The 19,762-nt window shown below is 50.6% G+C and carries 17 protein-coding genes; 7 read left to right on the top strand and 10 right to left on the bottom strand.

Features of this window, described 5'->3' with window-relative positions:
* Nucleotides 1–16: 16 nt before the first annotated feature.
* From J0X00_RS04515 to J0X00_RS04470, 10 genes are all read right to left on the bottom strand, one after another.
* A complete protein-coding gene (locus J0X00_RS04515; protein ID WP_282476438.1) occupies nucleotides 17–1,249 on the bottom strand; it encodes an alanine--glyoxylate aminotransferase family protein in 1,233 nt (410 codons plus the stop codon).
* Nucleotide 1,250: 1 nt separating this feature from the next.
* A complete protein-coding gene (locus tag J0X00_RS04510) occupies nucleotides 1,251–2,816 on the bottom strand; it encodes a gamma-glutamyltransferase family protein (protein WP_282476437.1) in 1,566 nt (521 codons plus the stop codon).
* Nucleotides 2,813–3,997, bottom strand: coding sequence for an amidase (locus tag J0X00_RS04505; protein ID WP_282476436.1), 1,185 nt, complete (start codon nucleotides 3,995–3,997; stop codon nucleotides 2,813–2,815). Before J0X00_RS04505 ends, J0X00_RS04510 begins: the two co-directional genes overlap by 4 nt.
* 67 nt (nucleotides 3,998–4,064) lie before the next feature.
* Nucleotides 4,065–5,063: a bile acid:sodium symporter family protein gene (locus J0X00_RS04500; RefSeq protein WP_136485824.1), complete on the bottom strand. Its 999-nt coding sequence runs from the start codon at nucleotides 5,061–5,063 to the stop codon at nucleotides 4,065–4,067.
* Between the two features lie 52 nt (nucleotides 5,064–5,115).
* Entirely contained in the window at nucleotides 5,116–5,931 is an 816-nt protein-coding gene (locus J0X00_RS04495; RefSeq protein WP_282476435.1) for a MurR/RpiR family transcriptional regulator, read from the bottom strand.
* A gap of 29 nt (nucleotides 5,932–5,960) precedes the next feature.
* On the bottom strand, nucleotides 5,961–6,689 hold the full coding sequence (locus tag J0X00_RS04490; protein WP_136485828.1) for an amino acid ABC transporter ATP-binding protein: 729 nt from the start codon (nucleotides 6,687–6,689) through the stop codon (nucleotides 5,961–5,963).
* A complete protein-coding gene (locus J0X00_RS04485) occupies nucleotides 6,676–7,326 on the bottom strand; it encodes an amino acid ABC transporter permease (protein ID WP_136485830.1) in 651 nt (216 codons plus the stop codon). The genes J0X00_RS04490 and J0X00_RS04485 overlap by 14 nt, the downstream gene beginning before the upstream one ends.
* 12 nt (nucleotides 7,327–7,338) lie before the next feature.
* Complete coding sequence (locus J0X00_RS04480; protein WP_282476434.1) at nucleotides 7,339–8,007, bottom strand: amino acid ABC transporter permease; 669 nt, start codon at nucleotides 8,005–8,007, stop codon at nucleotides 7,339–7,341.
* Nucleotides 8,008–8,040: 33 nt separating this feature from the next.
* Nucleotides 8,041–8,832 (bottom strand): transporter substrate-binding domain-containing protein, encoded by a 792-nt coding sequence (locus J0X00_RS04475; protein WP_136485834.1) that lies wholly within the window; start codon nucleotides 8,830–8,832, stop codon nucleotides 8,041–8,043.
* Between the two features lie 272 nt (nucleotides 8,833–9,104).
* Nucleotides 9,105–10,544: an NCS1 family nucleobase:cation symporter-1 gene (locus tag J0X00_RS04470; protein WP_136485837.1), complete on the bottom strand. Its 1,440-nt coding sequence runs from the start codon at nucleotides 10,542–10,544 to the stop codon at nucleotides 9,105–9,107.
* Between the two features lie 279 nt (nucleotides 10,545–10,823).
* On the opposite strand from J0X00_RS04470, the gene J0X00_RS04465 reads away from it, so the two are divergent.
* The 7 genes from J0X00_RS04465 (at nucleotide 10,824) to J0X00_RS04435 (ending at nucleotide 19,613) form a co-directional block, all read left to right on the top strand.
* A complete protein-coding gene (locus J0X00_RS04465; protein ID WP_282476433.1) occupies nucleotides 10,824–11,495 on the top strand; it encodes a GntR family transcriptional regulator in 672 nt (223 codons plus the stop codon).
* Nucleotides 11,496–11,498: 3 nt separating this feature from the next.
* Nucleotides 11,499–12,230, top strand: a complete 732-nt coding sequence (locus J0X00_RS04460) for an aspartate/glutamate racemase family protein (protein WP_282476432.1) — start codon at nucleotides 11,499–11,501, stop codon at nucleotides 12,228–12,230.
* 21 nt (nucleotides 12,231–12,251) lie between these two features.
* Nucleotides 12,252–13,181, top strand: coding sequence for an allantoinase PuuE (gene puuE / locus J0X00_RS04455; protein ID WP_282476431.1), 930 nt, complete (start codon nucleotides 12,252–12,254; stop codon nucleotides 13,179–13,181).
* 441 nt (nucleotides 13,182–13,622) lie between these two features.
* Complete coding sequence (locus J0X00_RS04450; RefSeq protein ID WP_136485845.1) at nucleotides 13,623–15,029, top strand: nucleobase:cation symporter-2 family protein; 1,407 nt, start codon at nucleotides 13,623–13,625, stop codon at nucleotides 15,027–15,029.
* Between the two features lie 343 nt (nucleotides 15,030–15,372).
* Nucleotides 15,373–17,112 (top strand): ABC transporter transmembrane domain-containing protein, encoded by a 1,740-nt coding sequence (locus tag J0X00_RS04445; protein WP_282476430.1) that lies wholly within the window; start codon nucleotides 15,373–15,375, stop codon nucleotides 17,110–17,112.
* Nucleotides 17,109–18,905: an ATP-binding cassette domain-containing protein gene (locus J0X00_RS04440; protein ID WP_282476429.1), complete on the top strand. Its 1,797-nt coding sequence runs from the start codon at nucleotides 17,109–17,111 to the stop codon at nucleotides 18,903–18,905. Before J0X00_RS04445 ends, J0X00_RS04440 begins: the two co-directional genes overlap by 4 nt.
* 228 nt (nucleotides 18,906–19,133) lie before the next feature.
* Entirely contained in the window at nucleotides 19,134–19,613 is a 480-nt protein-coding gene (locus tag J0X00_RS04435) for a peptide-methionine (S)-S-oxide reductase (RefSeq protein ID WP_282476428.1), read from the top strand.
* The last annotated feature ends 149 nt before the right edge of the window (nucleotides 19,614–19,762 follow it).

The following is a 19,762-nucleotide window of genomic DNA, read 5'->3' as shown; positions in this document are numbered from 1 at the left end:
CTCCTTAACCGTTTGCTTAACCAAAGTATTCCATTGCTGCCACCACTGCCTGTCCAGGCACGATTGCTGCCTTGTGCTTGATAAGAACCGCTTCCAGAGCAGCCAGAGTAGACAACACACATTCCTGACGCGCGTTGTAACCCATGGTACCGATACGCCAGATCTTACCGTGCAGCGGACCAAACGAGGTACCGATCTCGATACCAAAACGGTTCAGTAGTTCCATACGGATGGCATCGCCGTTGACGCTGGCCGGGATATAGACACCAACGACGTTATTCATCTTGTAAGCCTGGTTACCAAACAGTTCCAGACCCATCGCACGCAGACCAACCGCCAGTGCATTACCGGCTTGCTTATGACGAGCGACAACATTATCAACCCCTTCTTCCAGGAAGATGCGCGCGCATTCACGTGCTGCATACAGCATGCTGGTCGCTTCGGTGTGGTGGTTAAGCCGTTCCGGTCCCCAGTAATCCATGATCATCGCCAGATCAAAGTAATTCGACTGGATCATCGCATCTTCACCCTGCGTGTGGTGATCGGCGCGGATACCGGCCTCTACGTGTTTGCGACGGTTGATCACTTCTGCACAGCGATCGCTCAGCGTGATGGGTGCCGAACCTGAAGGGCCGCCCAGACATTTCTGCAGACCGGCAGAAACCGCATCCAGATGCCACTCATCAACTTTCAGATCGTTACCTGCGATTGACGCTGTAGCGTCACAATAAAACAACACCCCATAACGCTGACAGATGTCGCCCATCTCAGCCAGAGGCTGATTCATTGTGGTTGAGGTATCACCCTGTACGGTTGCCAGCATTTTAGGCTGGAAGGATTTGATCGCGGCTTCCACTTTATCCGCCGGGCACACTTCACCCCATTCGATATCGATGGTTTTTACCACAGCACCGACACGCTGCGCGATTTCACACAACAGGTGGCCAAAACGGCCAATCACAGGGATCAGGACTTTGTCACCAGGTTGCAGAACAGAAACCAGTACCGCTTCAATACCGGAACGCGCCGTGCCATCCACCAGCATGGTTTGCTTATTGTCAGTCTGGAATACACCACGGTACAGTGACTGTACCTGGTTCATGTAACCAGTCATCACCGGATCGTACTGACCAATCAGTGACTGAGAGATAGCCTGATGAACACGTGGATAAGCATTGATCGGACCCGGGCCCATCAACAGACGTTGTGGCGGGTTCAGGGTTTCAAATAGTTCGTTTTGGGCTTTCATCTCATTCTCCAAGTATACTGCGTCCATCACTACGAGGATCGCTGGTTGCGCACGCTTTTCCTTCGCTATTCAATACGATAGCGCCAGCATGTCCCATTAATTCGTTCACATCGGCAACGTAAGTCACATCGTGACCGCGTTGCATCAGTTGCTCGCCGTATGCGTCATACAGCGAACGTTCAAGTCGTAAGTTGTTGGTACTGTTTCCCCAGGTACGCCCCAGCAGCCAGCGCGGTTTCGCCACCGCATCAGCCAGCGTGTCACCCTGATAATGGTAACGGCTGAACAGACAAGCCTGAGTCTGTGGCTGGCCTTCTCCGCCCATGGTGCCGTAACTCATGCGGCTGCCATCATTAAGCTCGGCATAGGCCGGGTTAAGGGTATGGAACGGTTTTTTGCCCGCAGCCAGTACGTTGTGATGGCTGGCATCGAGCGAGAAACTCTTGCCGCGACAATTCCACAAAATACCGGTCTCAGGCAAGAACAAACCGGAGCCAAACTCCCAGTACACACTCTGGATAAAGCTCACCATGGTGCCGTACTGATCCGAGGCGCCCATCCAGATGGTGTCACCCGGTTTCGCCTGGTGTGGCCAGGGCAGCGCTTTTTGCAACGACACATTGCTAACACATTCATCAATCACAGATTCAGTCAGCCACTCCTGCAGCGGCTGAGTAAGATTCTCTTCGTCGCACACTTCACGGTCACGGATGATGAAGGCCTGTTTGGTGGCTTCAACCAGCAGATGGATGTGGTCAATTTCACTTTCCGCCTGCGCTGCCAGACGATCATAAATCGCCAGGATCAGCAGTGATGCCACGCCCTGAGTCGGCGCACCAAAGTTATACAAACGCCCTTTAGATGTTTGTACGCTGAGCGGTGCCAACACGCGAGCCTGATGGGCATGAAAATCTTTCAGGCCCAGCGGGCTGCCGGCCTGTTGCAGCTCTTTCGCTGCCAATTCGGCAATCTCACCACGGTAGAAATCATCCAGGCCAGACTCGGCAAGACGGGTCAGGGTGTTGGCCAGCGCTTCGTTAATCAGCGTATCGCCCACCTGCAGTGTTTTGCCCTGTTTAAGGAAACGCTCAGCAAACGCTGGTAAAGAAGCCAGCCGCTGGTAAGTTTTTTCACTGGCATTGACCAGACTTTGTGTCACTTCAATGCCCGAGCGCGCAGCGTCAATCGCAGGTTGTAACAGTTGGATCAGCGGCAGATTGGTGGCATCCATTTCCAGCGCTTTTTGCCAGGCTGCAACCGTACCGGCCATGGTAATTGAGGCATCAGCCCCCGCTTCCGGCAGCTCACTGCCTTTGGCACGGAATGCGTCCACGTCGATATTGAGCGCCGCAGCGCCGCAGCCGTCGATGGCAACCGGAGTCTGGCCTTTCTTGGCAATCAGCCAGAAGCTGTCGCCGCCAATCCCATTCATATGCGGGTACTGCACAGAAATCATCGCTGCCGCAGCCACCATGGCTTCACTGGCGGTACCGCCTGCATCGAGAATTTGCTGGCCTACCTGGGCGGCCTTATAGTGAGGGGCAGTAAACGCCGTTTGATGCTTCATTCACGTTCTCCTTGGCTCAGTTTATCACCCGTTGCCAGCAGATCTTCTTCCTGATCAGGCTGTCCCATCAGGGAAACGCCGCACGGGCCTTCTAATAATTCGTTCATCGGCAGATGAAGCTGAGGCAGACCGGATAAACCGGCAATACTGGTCAGCCCCATTAACTGACTACGGTAGACCGCCAGTTCATCGGCCGGCATGGTCAGAGACGGCGGACCGGATGGCGTGGTCGGAATCGCCCACAGACACTGATTTTGCTGCAGATGGCAGACTAATTTTTGCATCAGTCCGGTTTGTTCTTCTCTGGCGTGATGATATTGCTCACGAGTAATGGTGCGGGCCCACGCCACGCGCTCGCCAATCGCAGGATCGATACTGTTAACGTGTTCACTCAGCCATACATCGTGTTCACGGATAATGTCGAAGCCCTGAATCGTGCGGAACAAAAGGCTCAGTTCGGGCAGACTCCAGCCCAGATCGGCAAGGAAATCGCCTTCCAACAGCGTGAAACCATTTTGCTCACACCACTGTTGCAAACGTACCAGACGCGGCTCAGACATGATCGCCTTACACTGACCATCCAGATAAAGGGTTTTGCACTCTACGCCCGACTTGTCGCGACCGGAAAGTATCGACCAAACCTGACGCATCAGCCCGAGATCACGGGTAAAAATACCCGCTGTATCAAAACTTTTTGCCAGTTCAAACGCATGCGACAGATCCAGGCTGCCCAGGGTCGGACGCAGACCGTACAGACCACAGTAACTGGCCGGTACGCGAACCGAACCACCGGTATCCGTGCCGATAGAAAACTCACAGTCACCGTTGGCTACCGCCACGGCACTGCCGCTCGAAGATCCACCCGGAATGCAATCCGCAGCCGCCGGGTTAACCGGTGTACCGTAATGGACGTTCTGGCCGTTGAGGCTATAAGCCAGTTCGTCAGTTTGCACGCGTCCGCTGCACTCGGCACCCGCTTCGAGCAACGCACTAATCAGAGGTGAAGTATGAGTGGCTTTCTCATGGGTGGTCAGCCAGGTCGGGTTGCCCGCTCCGGTCACGAAACCTGCTACATCGAACAGATCTTTGAACACAAAATGTGTACCTGACAGTACACCCTGCGCAGTGGCAGGCAAAAATTGCGGGCCTTGTTGGCAGTAAACTCGAGCATCCCTACTCATAGCATTTCCTTTGTCGCATTCGTTTTAGTTCGTTCAGCGCCACGCTTTCAGAGTGTGGCGGCTTTTATCAGTTGGTTGCCGCTTTTAAGGTTTCATTCTGGCGCGCATAACGGTTAGCCAGCACGGCACAGTAGAAGATCTGAATCGGGTGATACAGCATGATTGGCAACAGAATCATACCCAGGGTCGGATCGGCACCGAAAATAACTTTTGCCATCGGGATACCCGCCGCCAGTGTTTTCTTGGTGCCACAGAACACCGCCGCCACTTCATCCGGCAGTGCAAATTTAACCCGGCGTGCGCCCCACTGAATCAGGTGCACCATGATGACCAGAGTGACCACACAAATCGCGATAGACGTCGCCAGCAGACCAACGGAGAATTCGCTCCACACACCGTTAACCACTGAATCACAGAACGCGTTGTAAACGATCAGCAGGATGACGTATTTGTCTACTTTGTTAACCACTGACTTGTGACGGTCCACGAAAGAAACCAGGTAAGGACGCAGCAACTGACCGACTATCATCGGAACCAGTAGCAGCTTAGCAATCGAAGTGACCGAATCCATCAGATCCAGTTGTACTCCTTCAAAGCCCATAAACAGTTGGATCAACAGCGGCGTAATAAATACACCCAGCACGCTTGACAGAGAAGCGTTAAAAATCGCCCCCGGAACGTTACCTTTGCCCACACTGGTCATTGCAACCGAAGAAGAAATCGTACTTGGCAGCACCAGCAGGTAACAGAAACCAAACGCCAGAGCCGATGGCATGTAAGCCAGGAACGCTTCGCCAAAAATCACCCACAGCAGCGGGTAAATCACAAACGTGGCCATTTGAATATAAATATGCAGGCGCCAGTTAGTCACACCCGCTTTAATCGCTTTTGGTGACAGGCCCAGACCGTGCAGGAAGAAGACAATGGCGACACCAATACCCGTGATTTGATCCAGATGAATCACACCACCGGAACGACCGATTTCAGACGTCATGGAAGCCAGCACGATGGCGGCGACCATGCCGACCAAAAACCACTCTTTTTTAAGTTTTGCTAATACATTCATATCGTAAGTTTTGCTCTTGGTTGCTTTATTAATATCGAAGACCAACTCGCAACTATTCCACTTCACTAAGCAGCGAATAGCTGTGAGAAATATTCCGGCTTAATTGAGCCGCATTCTGACCAAGGTGTCGGTACACCTTGTTGACCAGGTATGATATTAAGCTCATAGGCACCGCATAGCTATCTAAAGGTGCCTGATTATTCATATAACACAGCAGAAAATGCGTTACTTCAGACGCGTATTTCTGACCCGATTGATCGGTGATCAATAAACAGGGTTTGCCATTCAAATGCTGAATTATCTTTTCAAACTGGCTGATACGGCGGCGAATACCAATCACAATCACAAAATCATCGTCACCTATCGAAACCAGATCTTCGCCCAGCGTTTGTCCCGGCAGCGGCAGCAGTTCGACGTCACTGCGGCACTGCATCAGTTGCTGGCGAAAATGCATCGCTAACGGATAACTGTTGCGATAGCCGATGATCTTAACGCGTTTTGCCCGCGCTATTGCATCAATCAAACCAGTCACATCAATCGCTGCCAACTGGGCCCAGAGCTGCTCCAGGGCACGCATATCATTCTGAATGCCCGGATCATCGATGTTAGAGGTCAGAACCGGGATACCTTTATCGCGTTCCTGCATCATCTCCTGACGGAGCGCGAGATGATCGTCATAACCTAACTGTCTGATAAAACGACTCACGCTGGTTTTAGACACCGAACAGGACTCGGCAATTTCAGCGGTCGACAGCATGAGGATCTTCTCCGGATTGAGCTGCAGATAGTCTGCCACCCTGCGGCTGCTCTCCGTTAAACGCGAATACTGCTGCGTAATACGTTCGCTCAGTGAGTTGTGATTGGTCATTCGCACTCCCTAGTTTCGATTAGCTGTTGTTAGCGAACTGCCGACAAAAAGCTTTGCAGCTCTGGCGTCTGTGGCGCAGCAAACACTTCTTCGCTGGGACCGGTTTCCCACACTTTACCCTGGTTCATAAACACCACGCGGTCGCCCACATCGCGGGCAAAGTTCATCTCATGGGTAACCAGAATCAGTGTCATGCCTTCCGCTTTTAACTGCTCCAGCACTTTAAGCACTTCACCCACCAGTTCCGGATCCAGCGCCGAGGTGATTTCATCACACAGCAGGACTTTCGGATTCATCGCCAGTGAGCGGGCAATCGCGACGCGCTGCTGCTGACCACCGGACAGATTGCTCGGATACGCCTCAAACTTATCTGCCAGTCCGACTTTAGCCAGTAGTTCACGCGCCTGGGCTTCACACTCTTTGCTGTCTTTTTTCAGCACCAGTTTGGGTGCCAGCATCACATTCTCGCCTACGGTCATGTGCGGGAACAGGTTAAAGCTCTGAAACACCATACCAACGCTGCGGCTCAGCAGACGCAGTTTGTATTCATCGTTTTCCACCGCCTGACTGTCAACGATGATGGCACCTTCCTGATAATCTTCCAGGCCATTCATACAACGCAGTAAGGTACTTTTCCCTGAACCACTGCGACCGATGATCGAGACCACTTCACCACGTTTGATTTTCAGGTCGACGCCTTTCAGGACGTGGTTTTCACCATAATATTTATGAACTTGTTCAACACTAACGAGTGACATGATTGCGAGTCTCCAGGTATCGGGCTAACACAGAAAGCGGAAAGCAAATAGCAAAGTACAGTACAGCAACCAGCGCAAACACCTTGAACGGCTGGAAGGTCGCGTTGTTTAACATGGTGCCGGCTTTAGTCAGCTCGACAAACCCAATGATGGACGCCAGTGCCGTGCCTTTAACAATCTGCACGGAAAAGCCCACTGTTGGTGCAATGGCCATACGGGCCGCTTGCGGGGCAATAACATGACGCATGGTCTGAAGATAGGTCATCCCCAGCGTGCGACACGCTTCCCACTGCCCTTTTGGCAACGACTCAATACAACCGCGCCAGATATCATGGAAAAATGCACTACTAAATAGTGTCAGAGACAAAATCGCCGCCGTCCACGGGCTGACTTCAATGCCAACCAGCGATAAACCAAAGAAGGCCAGAAATAACTGCATCAGCAGCGGTGTGCCCTGAAACAGTTCCACATACAGTTTGACGATAGCTGTCATCACCGGACTGCGGGTACTGCGTAATAAAGTAATGATAAGACCCAGCAGTCCGCCACCGACAAAAGCAATCAGGGATAAAGCAACCGTCCAGCGCGCGGCCATCAGCAGGCTGCGAAAAATATCCCAATCGGTAAATTGCATCATATTCCGGCTCTCCTACAACGATGGGTTCTTGAACGTTTTGCGTTTGACTAACGCAAACATCTGTCGCATCACAATCGCCAGTACCAGATAAATCGCCGCGGTCAGCATGTACGATTCAAAACTCAGGAAACTGCGTGATTGCACAAAGTTAGCGGCAAAGGTTAAATCTTCGACCGAAATTTGCGAGACCACCGCGGAGCCGAGCATCACAATAATGCACTGGCTGACAATCGCCGGGTAAACGCGCTGATACGCCGGTGGAAGCACGATACGGGTAAAGATCTGCATTCGGGTCAGGCCCAGTGTTTTGCCGGCTTCCCACTGTCCTTTCGGTGTGGCATCAATACCGGCACGAATGATCTCCGCTGAATACGCCCCCAGGTTGATGACCATGGCAATCAAACCGGCTTGCCAGGCACTGAGCTTGATGCCCAGCGCAGGCAGGCCGAAAAAGATAAAAAACAGTTGCACAATAAACGGGGTGTTGCGAATCACCTCGATATAACACGTGCAGACAAACTTAAGCCATTTCACCTGGCTGGTTTTGGCACCGGCGCAAACAGTGCCAAGCAGTAACCCGCCAAGGGTTGAGATGACCGTCAGTTCAACGGTCGTTCCAAGCCCTGCCACAAACTGTGGCAGGTAAGGAGTCAAACCGCTAAAATCCAACTGATAACTCATGCTTCGTCCTTAAAGTTCTTGGTTCGAAACCGCTTATGCGCCCAGGTCCGCAGGAAATGGTGCTTTGAGCCATTTTTGCGAGAAACCTTCCAGGACACCCTCTTCTTTTGCTTGTGAAATCAGACGATTGACTTCTTTCAGCAGAGATTCTTCACCTTTCATCACGCCGACAAAACATGGCGAGTTTTTCAGCAAGAACTTGGTCTTTGGTGCTTTGGCCGGATAGCGGGTTGCAATTTCAGTCACCACCAGGTTGCCGGTTGCGATCAGGCTAACCTGACCCGACAAGAACGACGACAAGGTTGCGTTGTTGTCTTCAAAACGTTTAATCACAGTATCAGCCGGCGCAATCTTGCTCAGCTCAAGATCCTCAACCGAGCCGCGTGTCACACCAATCGTTTTACCGCTCAGATCCTTCGCATCACCGACCGCTTCATCTTCAGAGCCGAATACACCCAGATAGAAAGGTGCATACGCTTCACTGAAATCGATCACTTTGGCACGTTCCGGGTTTTTACCCATGCTGGAAATCACCAGATCCACCTTACCGGTTTGTAAGTAAGGAATACGGTTAGCACTGGTTACCGGCACCAACTCCAGTTTCACGTCCAGTTTGTCCGCCAGATAACCCGCCATATCAATGTCGTAACCTTGCGGTTTCAGGTCGATACCAATTGAACCAAACGGAGGGAAATCCTGAGGAACCGCCACTTTAAGTACACCTTTCTGATGAACCGAATCCAGTTGGTCAGCCTTCGCTGCCGTTGCGCCAACCAGTAAGCTGGCAGATGCGAGTACACTCGCCATAAGGCCAAATAATTTCATCGTTAATCTCCTTTTAAAATGAAACGCTTGAAACATATGACTTACACTTTGCAACGATCGCGCCAACTTTAATTAAAAATATAATCGCATTAATAACAACAAGTTAGATATCAATGCGATTTTTACAACTGACTTCATACTGAAACTAGTGGAACTTTTGGTGCACAACCGATCACTTGTGGTGCAATCGTTTCAGCCTTTACTGCCTACGGTTAAAAAACACCGGGTAAATTCGGGTCACCATCCTGATGACCCGTCTAACCACGATTTGCTTATGCCTTTTCATCACGCAGGCGCAACGCTGCAACCGATGATGAGTTGTCCATCATGTAACGGTAAGCAAACGCCGATACCAGACCACCAATGAAAAGTGCATAGTTGGCGAGTTCAGCCACGACGAACGTTGCCACAATCGCAATCAGGCTGGCAAAAACCAGGGCATAAATACTGTTCATGTTGAAACCATTACGGTACCAGTACAGACCCTCTTTTGACTCGGTGTACAGTGACGGTACATCGATATGACCTTTCTTAATGATGTAGTAATCGACGATAATAATGCCGTACAGAGGACCAATCATCGCTGCCAGTACATCCACCGTGTAATGAATGACTTCCGGGTTGTTGAACAGGTTCCAAGGTGTCAGCAGCACTGAACCGAACGCCGCGATAAAACCACCCATTTTGAAGCTGATTTTTTGTGGTGATACGTTAGAGAAGTCAAACGCAGGCGCCACAAAGTTCGCAACAATGTTGATACCAACGGTCGCGAAGATAAACGTCATCGCACCAAGCACGGTAATCATGCCGGAATCAAGACGTTTTACCGTTTCAACCGGGTCAGTAATCATTTCACCAAATACCGGAATTGAAGCTGATACAATCACTACGCTGAACACAGAGAACAGCAGGAAATTCAGCGGCAGACCCAGCAGGTTACCCAGTTTCAGTTTCTGGTAACTGCCACAGTAACGTGAGAAGTCACTAAAGTTCAGCGTCGGACCAGCAAAGTAACCCGCAACCAGAGCAATCGCGATCACCATTTGCGTTACGACTTCCCAGCCCTGCAGGTTTTGTGAGCTCAGATTAAAGCTGATGTTATCCCAGCCCGCCAGATCAACCATGTAGACACACAGCGCGAACATCGCCACGTAAATGGCCGGACCAGACCAGTCAATGACCTTACGAATCATATCCATGCCGAACATGAACACGATACCCTGCAGGATCCACATTGAGACAAAACCAACCCAACCCAGGTAAGACAGGCCCAGGAAGCTTGCATCCGCCAGACTTTCCATGCCCGGAAAAAAGTACAGCAGCAAAATAATAAATGAGCTGGAAGCCAGGTAAGTTTGAATACCGTACCAAACCACCGCAATCAGACCGCGGATCACAGCTGGAATATTGGCACCAAAGACACCAAAAGACATACGCGCGATAACCGGGAATGGTGCACCAGCTTGCTGACCCGGTTTACCCATCAGGTTGGCAAACACCAGCACAATGGAAATCCCCACTAACAAACTGATGAAAACCTGGATACCGTTCAGGCCTAACGCAAACAGACTGGCCGCAAAGACGTAACCACCGACGCTGTGTACGTCTGACATCCAGAACGCGAAAATGCTGTACCAACCCCACTTCTGTTCTTTCTCAGGGAGCAAATCAGCATTGGCTAATTTGTCGCTAATTGGCAATTCCTTTTTCATAGTATAACTTCCTTGCACTTATATTGTATACAATCACAAATACAAGTAGCGTGCCAATTTGTTAAAACCCCGTTTTTATTGACTTCAGCCTCATTAAGCCGGTGAGAACTTACTAGGTGGCGCACCATCATAGTTCATGGCGCAACAAGATAGTGCACAGTTTGCGGTGATTTTGGTGAATAAAATCACCAAGCCCCGCGGTTTATAACTTGCTTCATTCGATTAACATGGTATACATATTGCAGCCGTAAGTTGTATACAACTATTTAGAGAATGCTCATGTCTAACGACGAAAAAATTTATCAAAAGATGCTTAAAGCCATCGTTGAACATCAACTTCCGCCTGGTGAAAGGTTACCTGAAGATAAACTTTCAGAAGTGTTTGGCGTCAGCCGCACCGGCATTCGTAAAGTACTTCAGCGCCTCGCACTGGAACGTTTCGTGGTGATTCAGCCCAATAAAGGCGCGCAAGTGAATCGTCCCAGCCGCCAGGAAGCAGAGGAAGTACTCGATAGCCGTATTCTCCTTGAACCATTATTAATGCAAGACGTCAGCGAAAACTGGAACCTTAAAGTGTCTAAGCGTTTTCGTGACATCGTTGCTCAGGAAAAGCAGGCTGAACGCGACAATAACCTGACCCGTTCCATTCAGTTGACCGCCCAATTCCACTATGAACTGGCCCGAATCGGTAACAATCGGGTGCTGGCAGAATTTATAGAACAACTCTGCTACCGCTCCTCTTTAGTTATCGCTGCCTACGGTACCCGGGAGAGTGTGAGCTGTGACTGTGGTGATCACATCGAACTGATTGATCTGCTCGATCAACGCAAAGTCGCGCAAGCCCAGCAATGGATGCGCCATCACCTGCAACATATTAAGCAGTCGATTTCACTGACAGGAAAACAAGAAGCGCAAATCGATTTCAATTCACTTTTTGCCCAAATGGATTAATGGATGAAAATTCAGTTAATAAACCCAAATACCTGCCAGGGTATGACTGACAAAATTGCCGTGTCAGCCCAAACTATCTGCTTACCTGATACAGAGATTATTGCCCGATCGCCTGCTCATGGCCCGGAAAGTATTGAGTGTGCGGTGGATGAAACCATCGCAGCAGCCGCCATGCTGGATGTGATTGCCCAAGGTGAAGCGGAAGGTGTTAATGCGCATATCGTGGCTTGTTTTGGTGATCCGGCCATCGATGCGGCGCGCGAACTGGCCAAAGCGCCTGTGATTGGTATTGCGGGTGCAGCATTCCAGCTGGCCAGCCTGGTTTCGCATAAATTTGGCGTGGTAACAACTATGTCCCGCACCCTGCCTGCCGCTCATCACCTGTTACACCGTTACGGCTACCACCATCTGTGCACCGGCGTACGTGCAACCGATATTGCAGTACTGGATCTGGAACACATTCAAGCCGACGTATACAAACAACTGGTTGATGAATGCCGCGCCGCTATCGAACAAGATGGCGCTGAAGCGATTGTGCTCGGTTGTGCCGGTATGTCGGATCTGGCCAATGAAATTTCTTTCGAGCTGCAGGTGCCGGTCATTGATGGCGTTGTGGCGGCGGTTAAACTGGCTGAATCTCTGCACGCCCTGAACCTGACTACATCCAAAAGCGGCCAGTACGCGACCCCGTTTGGTAAAGCATTCCACGGCCGTTATCAACACTGGAGCCGTTAATTCTGTTTTAAGGAACCCGATATGGAAGTCTCAAATCCACGCGATTACATTGGCTACGGACGTCACAACGTTCCGGATGCAAAATGGCCGGGCGGCGCGAAAATCGCCCTGCAATTTGTGATGAACTATGAAGAAGGCGGTGAAAACTGTGTTCTGCACGGCGATGAGCACGCTGAAACCTTTTTGTCGGAAATTGCCGGCGCTGCACCGTATCCGACCCGTCATATGAGTATGGAATCCCTGTATGAATATGGTTCACGAGTGGGTGTCTGGCGTATTCTGAACGAATTTAACAAACGTGACCTACCGCTCACCGTATTTGGCGTTGCGACCGCGTTACAGCGTAACCATGAAGTCACCAAAGCGATCATCGAACAAGGTCATGAAATTGCCTGTCACGGCCTGAAATGGATCCATTATCAGGATATGTCACCAGAGCAAGAGCGTGCCCATATGGTAGAAGCACTGGATATTATCGAGAACTTAACCGGTAAACGCCCGATTGGCTGGTATACCGGCCGCGATTCTCCCAATACCCGTGAGCTGGTTGCCGAGCAAGACGGTCTGCTGTACGACTCCGATTACTACGGTGACGACCTGCCTTTCTGGATGCCGGTTAACGATGTGAAAAATCCGGGGCAACAGCGCCCTCATCTGGTGATCCCATACACACTGGATACCAATGACATGCGTTTTGCCTCACCTTACGGCTTCAGCCACGGTGAAGAATTCTTCCAGTACCTGAAAGAGAACTTTGACTGCCTGTATGAAGAAGGTCAGGACAAGCCGAAAATGATGAATATCGGCCTGCACTGTCGCATCATAGGTAAACCAAGCCGCTTTATGGCACTGAAAAAGTTCCTTGATTACGTGCAATCGCACGAAGGCGTCTGGATCACAACTCGCGAGCAGATTGCCCGCCACTGGATTGAACATCATCCACCAAAATAGGCGGCTGGCACAATTAAGCCAGCAGCAACGCCGCAAAACAGTGACTGATTAACAGCATATTTGCCACTGATTGAACTGACTAGTTACAAGCCGTCGGGATTCCTTCTAGCCCGGCGGCTTTTTTTATGGTTCGCCGCGCAACAAGCAAAGTTGCCTCGCTGCATTGTCAGACACAACACCTCAGAAAAAAGCGCCTTTCCTAACAAAAAACACCGTCTCTCAAGCCAACATCCGTTTTCGCACGCCGATATGTCCTGGTTTGCCTATGCACCAAAGTTAACCTTTTTGCACCATCAGGGGACAGCGTACGCTTTAATTTTTCAGGCGTAGTTTCATAACCCAATGAAATAACTTGACTATTTAGTCAGGAAATTAGTGGCACACTGTTTGCTCTATTGTCTGTATCAGAATGTTAACAATAATGTATACAAGGAAGTCAGTATGTCTCAACCACACAACCATGACCTCGTTTATGGCTTGGACGACAAGCCAGCACCGGGGGCTGCGTTCTATGCGGGACTGCAACACGTGCTCGCCAGTTTCGTTGGCATCATCACGCCAACGCTGATCATTGGCGGTGTGCTCGGATTAGGAGACCATGTGCCTTATCTGATCAGCATGGCATTGATTGTATCCGGTATCGGTACCTTTATTCAGGCACGTCGCATCGGGCCTATCGGTGCCGGTATGGTGTGTGTGCAGGGAACCAGCTTTGCGTTTCTCAGCTCAGTACTGGCTGCCGGATTCATCGCCAAGTCTAATGGCGGCGGTCCTGAAGATATTCTTGCCATGATTTTTGGGGTCTGTTTTGTTGGTGCCTTCATCGAAATTATTCTCTCGCAGTTTATTGGCAAACTAGGCAAAATCATCACCCCAATCGTCACCGGTATTGTCGTCACAACGATTGGTATCTCATTGATTAAAGTCGGTATGACGGACTTAGCCGGTGGCGTTAAAGCTCCCGACTTTGCTCAGTGGCACAACCTGGCGTTGGGCGCTGTCGTCCTCGTGACCATTATTGCCCTGAACCGCTCCCGCAACCTGATGGTACGTCTGTCATCAATTCTGATTGGTATGGTAGTGGGCTACATCGTCGCGGCCGGTATGGGTATGGTGCATATAGAGAATGCGTTTAACCAACCACTGGTGAGCATTCCGGTGCCATTCAAATATGGGTTTGACTTTGACTGGTACGCCTTTTTGCCAATCGCGGTGATTTACGCTATTACCGCGATTGAATCAACCGGAGACATCACCGCAAACTGCATCATTACCAAGCTGCCTCTTTCCGGGCCTAAGTATCTGAACCGGATTAAATCCGGGATCCTTGGTGATGGAGTGAACTCTATGATTGCTGCCGTGTTCAACACTTTTCCTAATACCACTTTCAGCCAGAACAACAGTGTGATTCACCTGACGGGCATTGCCAGCCGACATGTCGGCTACTTTGTGGCGCTGATTCTGTGCGTGCTGGGATTGTTTCCTATCATCGGCGGGATCCTGACCACCATTCCTAAACCTGTGATTGGCGGTGCGACTCTGGTGATGTTTGGTACTGTGGCCGCAGCTGGTATCAAAATCATTGCCAACGAGCATCTGGATCGTCGTAACCTGATGATTCTGGCCGTCTCTTTTGGTATTGGCCTCGGCGTTATGCTGGTTCCGGAAGTGATGCAAGAGATGCCAAAACTACTGCAAAGCGTGTTTGGTTCACCCGTCACGACCAGTGGTATTGCAGCCATCATCATGACACTGGTGCTGCCGGAGGGCAAAGATCAGACAACCGCCAATCAACATCCAGCGGCGACAGTCAGCACGCCTCATCGGGAAAAACAAAGCATTGCATAAACACAGTAAGACTCGTGCTTATGCTTCCCCTGCCGCAACAAACAAAGGATGACCTCGGGCATCCTTTGTTTCCTATCTGCGCTGATTTGATATCAGCGCTCACTTCGCTTGTAACCGAACATTTTCCTTCTTCAGATTCCGTCACAACCAGGGTGTGCCTTTTTTGCTATTATTCGCTTTGATGCATTATCATCAGCAGGGTTCAGGATAAACCGCCAGGTCGGCCACACTCCCATTGAGCCCTGTCTGAGTACCGCTCAGCCCTGTTGCGCTTTTGCGGCTGGTTATCACTCGGTGACCGCCATATTTAATCCGTTTCTATGTCTTATCCGGTCAGTATTTCATGAAGTTATTCAGACAGTTAAGCTGGTTTTTCCGCCAGCATAAGTTTACTTACTCTATTGCCTTGCTGATGCTCTTTATCGTGGCCGTTCTCAATATGGCCATTCCATGGTTTATCGGCAACGCAATAGACAAACTATTGGCAACCAGAGATTTTTCACAAACAGAATTCTACCTGTTCGCTTTGCTTGGCGTCAGTATCCTGGTCTACCTGCTGCGCTATGGCTGGCGTCGTATGCTGTTTGGTACGTCTTATCAGCTTGGTAATATTTTGCGCGAGCGTTTTTACCAGCGTTTACTGCGCCAGGGACAAGCTTTTTACAACCTGCATTCCACCGGCGATCTGATGGCAAGAGCTACCAATGATATTGATGCGGTTGAAATGGCCGCCGGTGAAGGGATACTTTCAGGGTTCGACGGTCTGATGACTTTCATCCTGGTGCTAATCATGATGTTTGTCTTCATTGACTGGCAACTGGCTATCCTGGCCATTATTCCGTTTCCCTTTATGGGTTACGGTTTTTACCGCTTGTCGAATCGGATCCACCATCAGTTCAAGCAGACTCTCGATTCATTCTCAACCCTGAACGATCAGGCACAGCAGTCGGTTTCCGGCATCCGGATGATCAAATCCATGGGACGCGAATCTATCGAGAACGATAAATTCGCCAGTATTGCCGAGCAGGCCGCACAAACGACCTATAAAGTGCAGCGCTCTGAAGCCCTGTTTGATCCGATTATTCAGCTCAGCCTCGGCTCTGCACTGTTAATTGCGCTGTTGGTCGGCGGCTGGCAAATCAGTCAGGAACGTCTCAGCGTGGGTCAGTTGACCAGCTTTACCCTTTATCTGTCCGAGCTGATTTGGCCGATGTACGCCTTTGGATGGCTGATGAATATTCTACAACGTGGTTACGCCGCCGTCGGCCGACTGGAAGCGTTACTTAATCTGCCTGATTCCATCAGCGATCAGGGCAAGCAGGATGCCGCAGGATATGATATTCACGTCGATCAGATGACCTTTCAATATCCGGATACGACTCAGCCTGCACTGCACAATATCTGTCTGCAAGTGAAGGAGAATCAGGTACTGGGCATTGCCGGTTCGACCGGGTCAGGCAAATCAACCCTGTTACAGTTGCTGATGCGCTACTGGGAAGCAGGTGAGGGAAGACTGGCAGTCGGACACACAGCGATTCATTCAATTCCCCTCACCCAATTGCGCAGCCTCTATGCTTACGTCCCTCAGGATGCTTTCCTGTTCAGTATGAGCATCCTGGAGAATATTCGTATTGGCCGCTCTGACGCCAGCGATGAAGACGTGTATCAGGCCGCGCGCCTGGCCGCCATTCACGATGATATTCTGCAATTTCCCGACGGCTACCAGACTCTGGTCGGCGAACGCGGTGTCACCCTTTCCGGTGGTCAGCGTCAGCGTTTGTCCATCGCACGCGCGCTGATCAGCAACGCGCCGATTCTGGTACTGGATGATGCACTGTCAGCCGTCGATATCAAGACTGAAAAGGTCATTATTGAGCACTTGCAGCAGCGCCGTGAGCAGACGTTAATCATCGTCAGCCATCGCCTTTCTGCTATCGAGCAAGCTGACCAAATTGTCGTTATGGCGCATGGCGAAATTGTCGAACACGGCAATCATCACAGCCTGCTTGAACAGGATGGCTGGTACGCTCGGATGGCGGCCTATCAACAGATGGAACAAGCGCTGGAGAATGATCTGAAATGAGCACAGACCATAAAAAATCCGTCACCAGTTCCGGCTCTCTGCGTATGCTGATGAGTTATGTTTTTGCAGAAAAAACACTGTTTATCAAAACTTTACTTCTGGTGGTACTCGCTACGGCTTTCGACGTACTCGGCCCGATGCTGAGTAAAGTCTTCATCGATGAATTTGTTATGCCTAACCACTATCCTACCGGACCTGTGGCTGGCGTCATTGCCCTGTTTATTTTCTCGGTTCTGGCCAGCACCTATCTGAAATACAAACAGACGCTGCGTTTTCTCGATATTGCCCTCAATGCGGTACTCGATATTCGCAAACGTCTGTTCAAACATGTGCTGACCCTGCCGGTAGCGTTTTTTGACTATGCCCGCACCGGCCAACTGGTCAGCCGGATCACCAATGACACCGAATCGATCAAAGATATCTATGTGCAGTTTCTGTCGAGCATTCTCGGTAACTTAATCATGCTGCTCGGCATCCTGACCGCGATGGCGATTCTGGACGTTGACCTGATGCTGGTCGCCCTGACGCTGATACCGGCCGTTGTGACTCTAATTTACTTGTATCAGAAGTTTAGTGTGAAAGCGGTGACCGACAGCCGTCAGCTGCGCTCGGACATCAACGCCAATATGAACGAGTCCATCAGCGGTATGGCGGTGATTCAGTCCACCAACCAGCAAGGGGCGAAATATCAGCAGTTTCATGCCATCAATAATGCGTATTACACCACTCGTCTGAAAACGGTCACCGTCGGCTCACTGCTGTTGCGTCCGGCGATCAACCTGCTGAGCATTCTGATCCTCGGCGGCGTGGTGTGGTTCTTTGGGCTCAAAGTCGTAGAAGGTGTGGCTGAAGTCGGCGTCCTGTACGCCTATCTCAACTATCTTGGCCGTTTTACCGAACCACTGGTGGAAATTACCCAACGTTTCAGCCTCTATCAGCAAGCCATTGTCGCAGGTGATCGGGTCTATGAATTGCTGCAGCAACCGCCACACGCTCATCAACAGGCCCATCTTGATGCAATACCAAAAGGTGACCTGAGTGTAGACCAACTGGTGTTCAGTTATCAGCAGGATAAACCTGTGCTGCATGATGTAAACTTCACGATTAAATCGGGCGAGTTTTATGCCATTGTCGGCCATACCGGCAGCGGTAAATCGACATTGCTCAATTTGCTGCTCAGCTTTTATCAGCCACAATCAGGTTCGATTCGGATTGACGGCCACGAGCTGGAAGAGTATCACCAGCACGCGTTGCGCCAGGGTATCGGCTTCATTCCGCAAGAACCGTTCGTGCTGGCGACGACTATGTTCGATAACATTGATATGGGTCGCGGTCTGTCTCAGCAGGCCGTCGAGCGCGCGGCACAACAAGCTCACTTACATGATGTAATCATTGAAATGCAGGATGGTTACCAAACTCAGCTCGGTGAGGGCGGATTAAGACTCTCCACCGGTCAGCGTCAGCAGCTGATCATCGCCCGCGCTCTGGCCGGCTCGCCGAAAATCCTGCTGCTGGATGAAGCGACAGCCAACATCGACAGTGAAACCGAGCAAGTAGTACAAAGAGCGCTCAATGAACTGCGCGGACAGGTCAGCATGATTGTGGTCGCGCACCGTCTGTCTACCATTCATCACGCCGACAGCATCATGGTGCTGGATAAAGGTCACCTGATAGAGCAAGGTAATCATCAGCAACTGATGCAGATTGAACACGGCCGTTACCGTGCGATGTACCAGTTACAGCAACAGGAACAGCGTGTGGCACAGGCCGAACAAGCGACTTGCCCTGGCTGAATGATGTATGGATGACCGGCAAAACCGAACAGCGGCAACGAACAAATGTCCCGGCTTTACACTGTAAAAGCAAGTCACTCGCAACCCTCAGAGGCTCGGTCAGCCGCAACTCCCTCAGCAAGCCCTTGCCTGTACAATAATACCGCATTCAAGGGCTGTCCCCATTGCGGCCGTGCCAGTTTTTGATACAGTCTGTCGACCAAATCCATGACTCAGTGTATCTAAACAATGGAAGAAATTTATTTCGCAGGCGGCTGTCTGTGGGGCGTGCAGGAATTTATTCGTCACCTGCCGGGCGTCATTCATACCGAAGCCGGTCGTGCGAACGGCGCCGCCAGCGATACTGCCGGCGAGTATGACGGTTATTCAGAGTGCGTGCGCACCCAATTCGACCCGTCCCAAGTATCAGTCACGCAGCTGATGGGCTATTTCTTTGAAATCATTGACCCTTATAGTGTCAATAAACAAGGTATCGATGTCGGTGAAAAGTATCGTACCGGCGTATACAGTGTCAATCCGCAGCATTTAGAGCAGGCGGCAGAGTTCATCGCCGCACGGGAGGATGCCGATAAGATTATGGTTGAAATTCTGCCACTGACCAACTTCGTCAAGAGCGATGAGGAACATCAGGATCGTCTCACCTTGCATCCTGGTGACTACTGCCATATTCCGCTCGATCTGCTGCATAAATACCGAAAAGCGGATTAAGCAATAAAAGCTTATTAAATCAGTAACATTTGTGTAAGAGAGCAAGGATAAATTGGAAACCGCTTAAGCATTCGTCTTGTTTACGCATACTCCATTAAAGGTCCATGTCCTTTTCCACACCACTATATTCGGTACACGCCAGTTTTCAC

Source organism: Vibrio sp. ABG19 (assembly GCF_029962385.1).
GTDB classification, from domain to species: domain Bacteria; phylum Pseudomonadota; class Gammaproteobacteria; order Enterobacterales; family Vibrionaceae; genus Vibrio; species Vibrio ostreae.
Note: the sequence above shows the minus strand (reverse complement) of the source record. Positions and strands in the feature narration are given on the sequence as shown.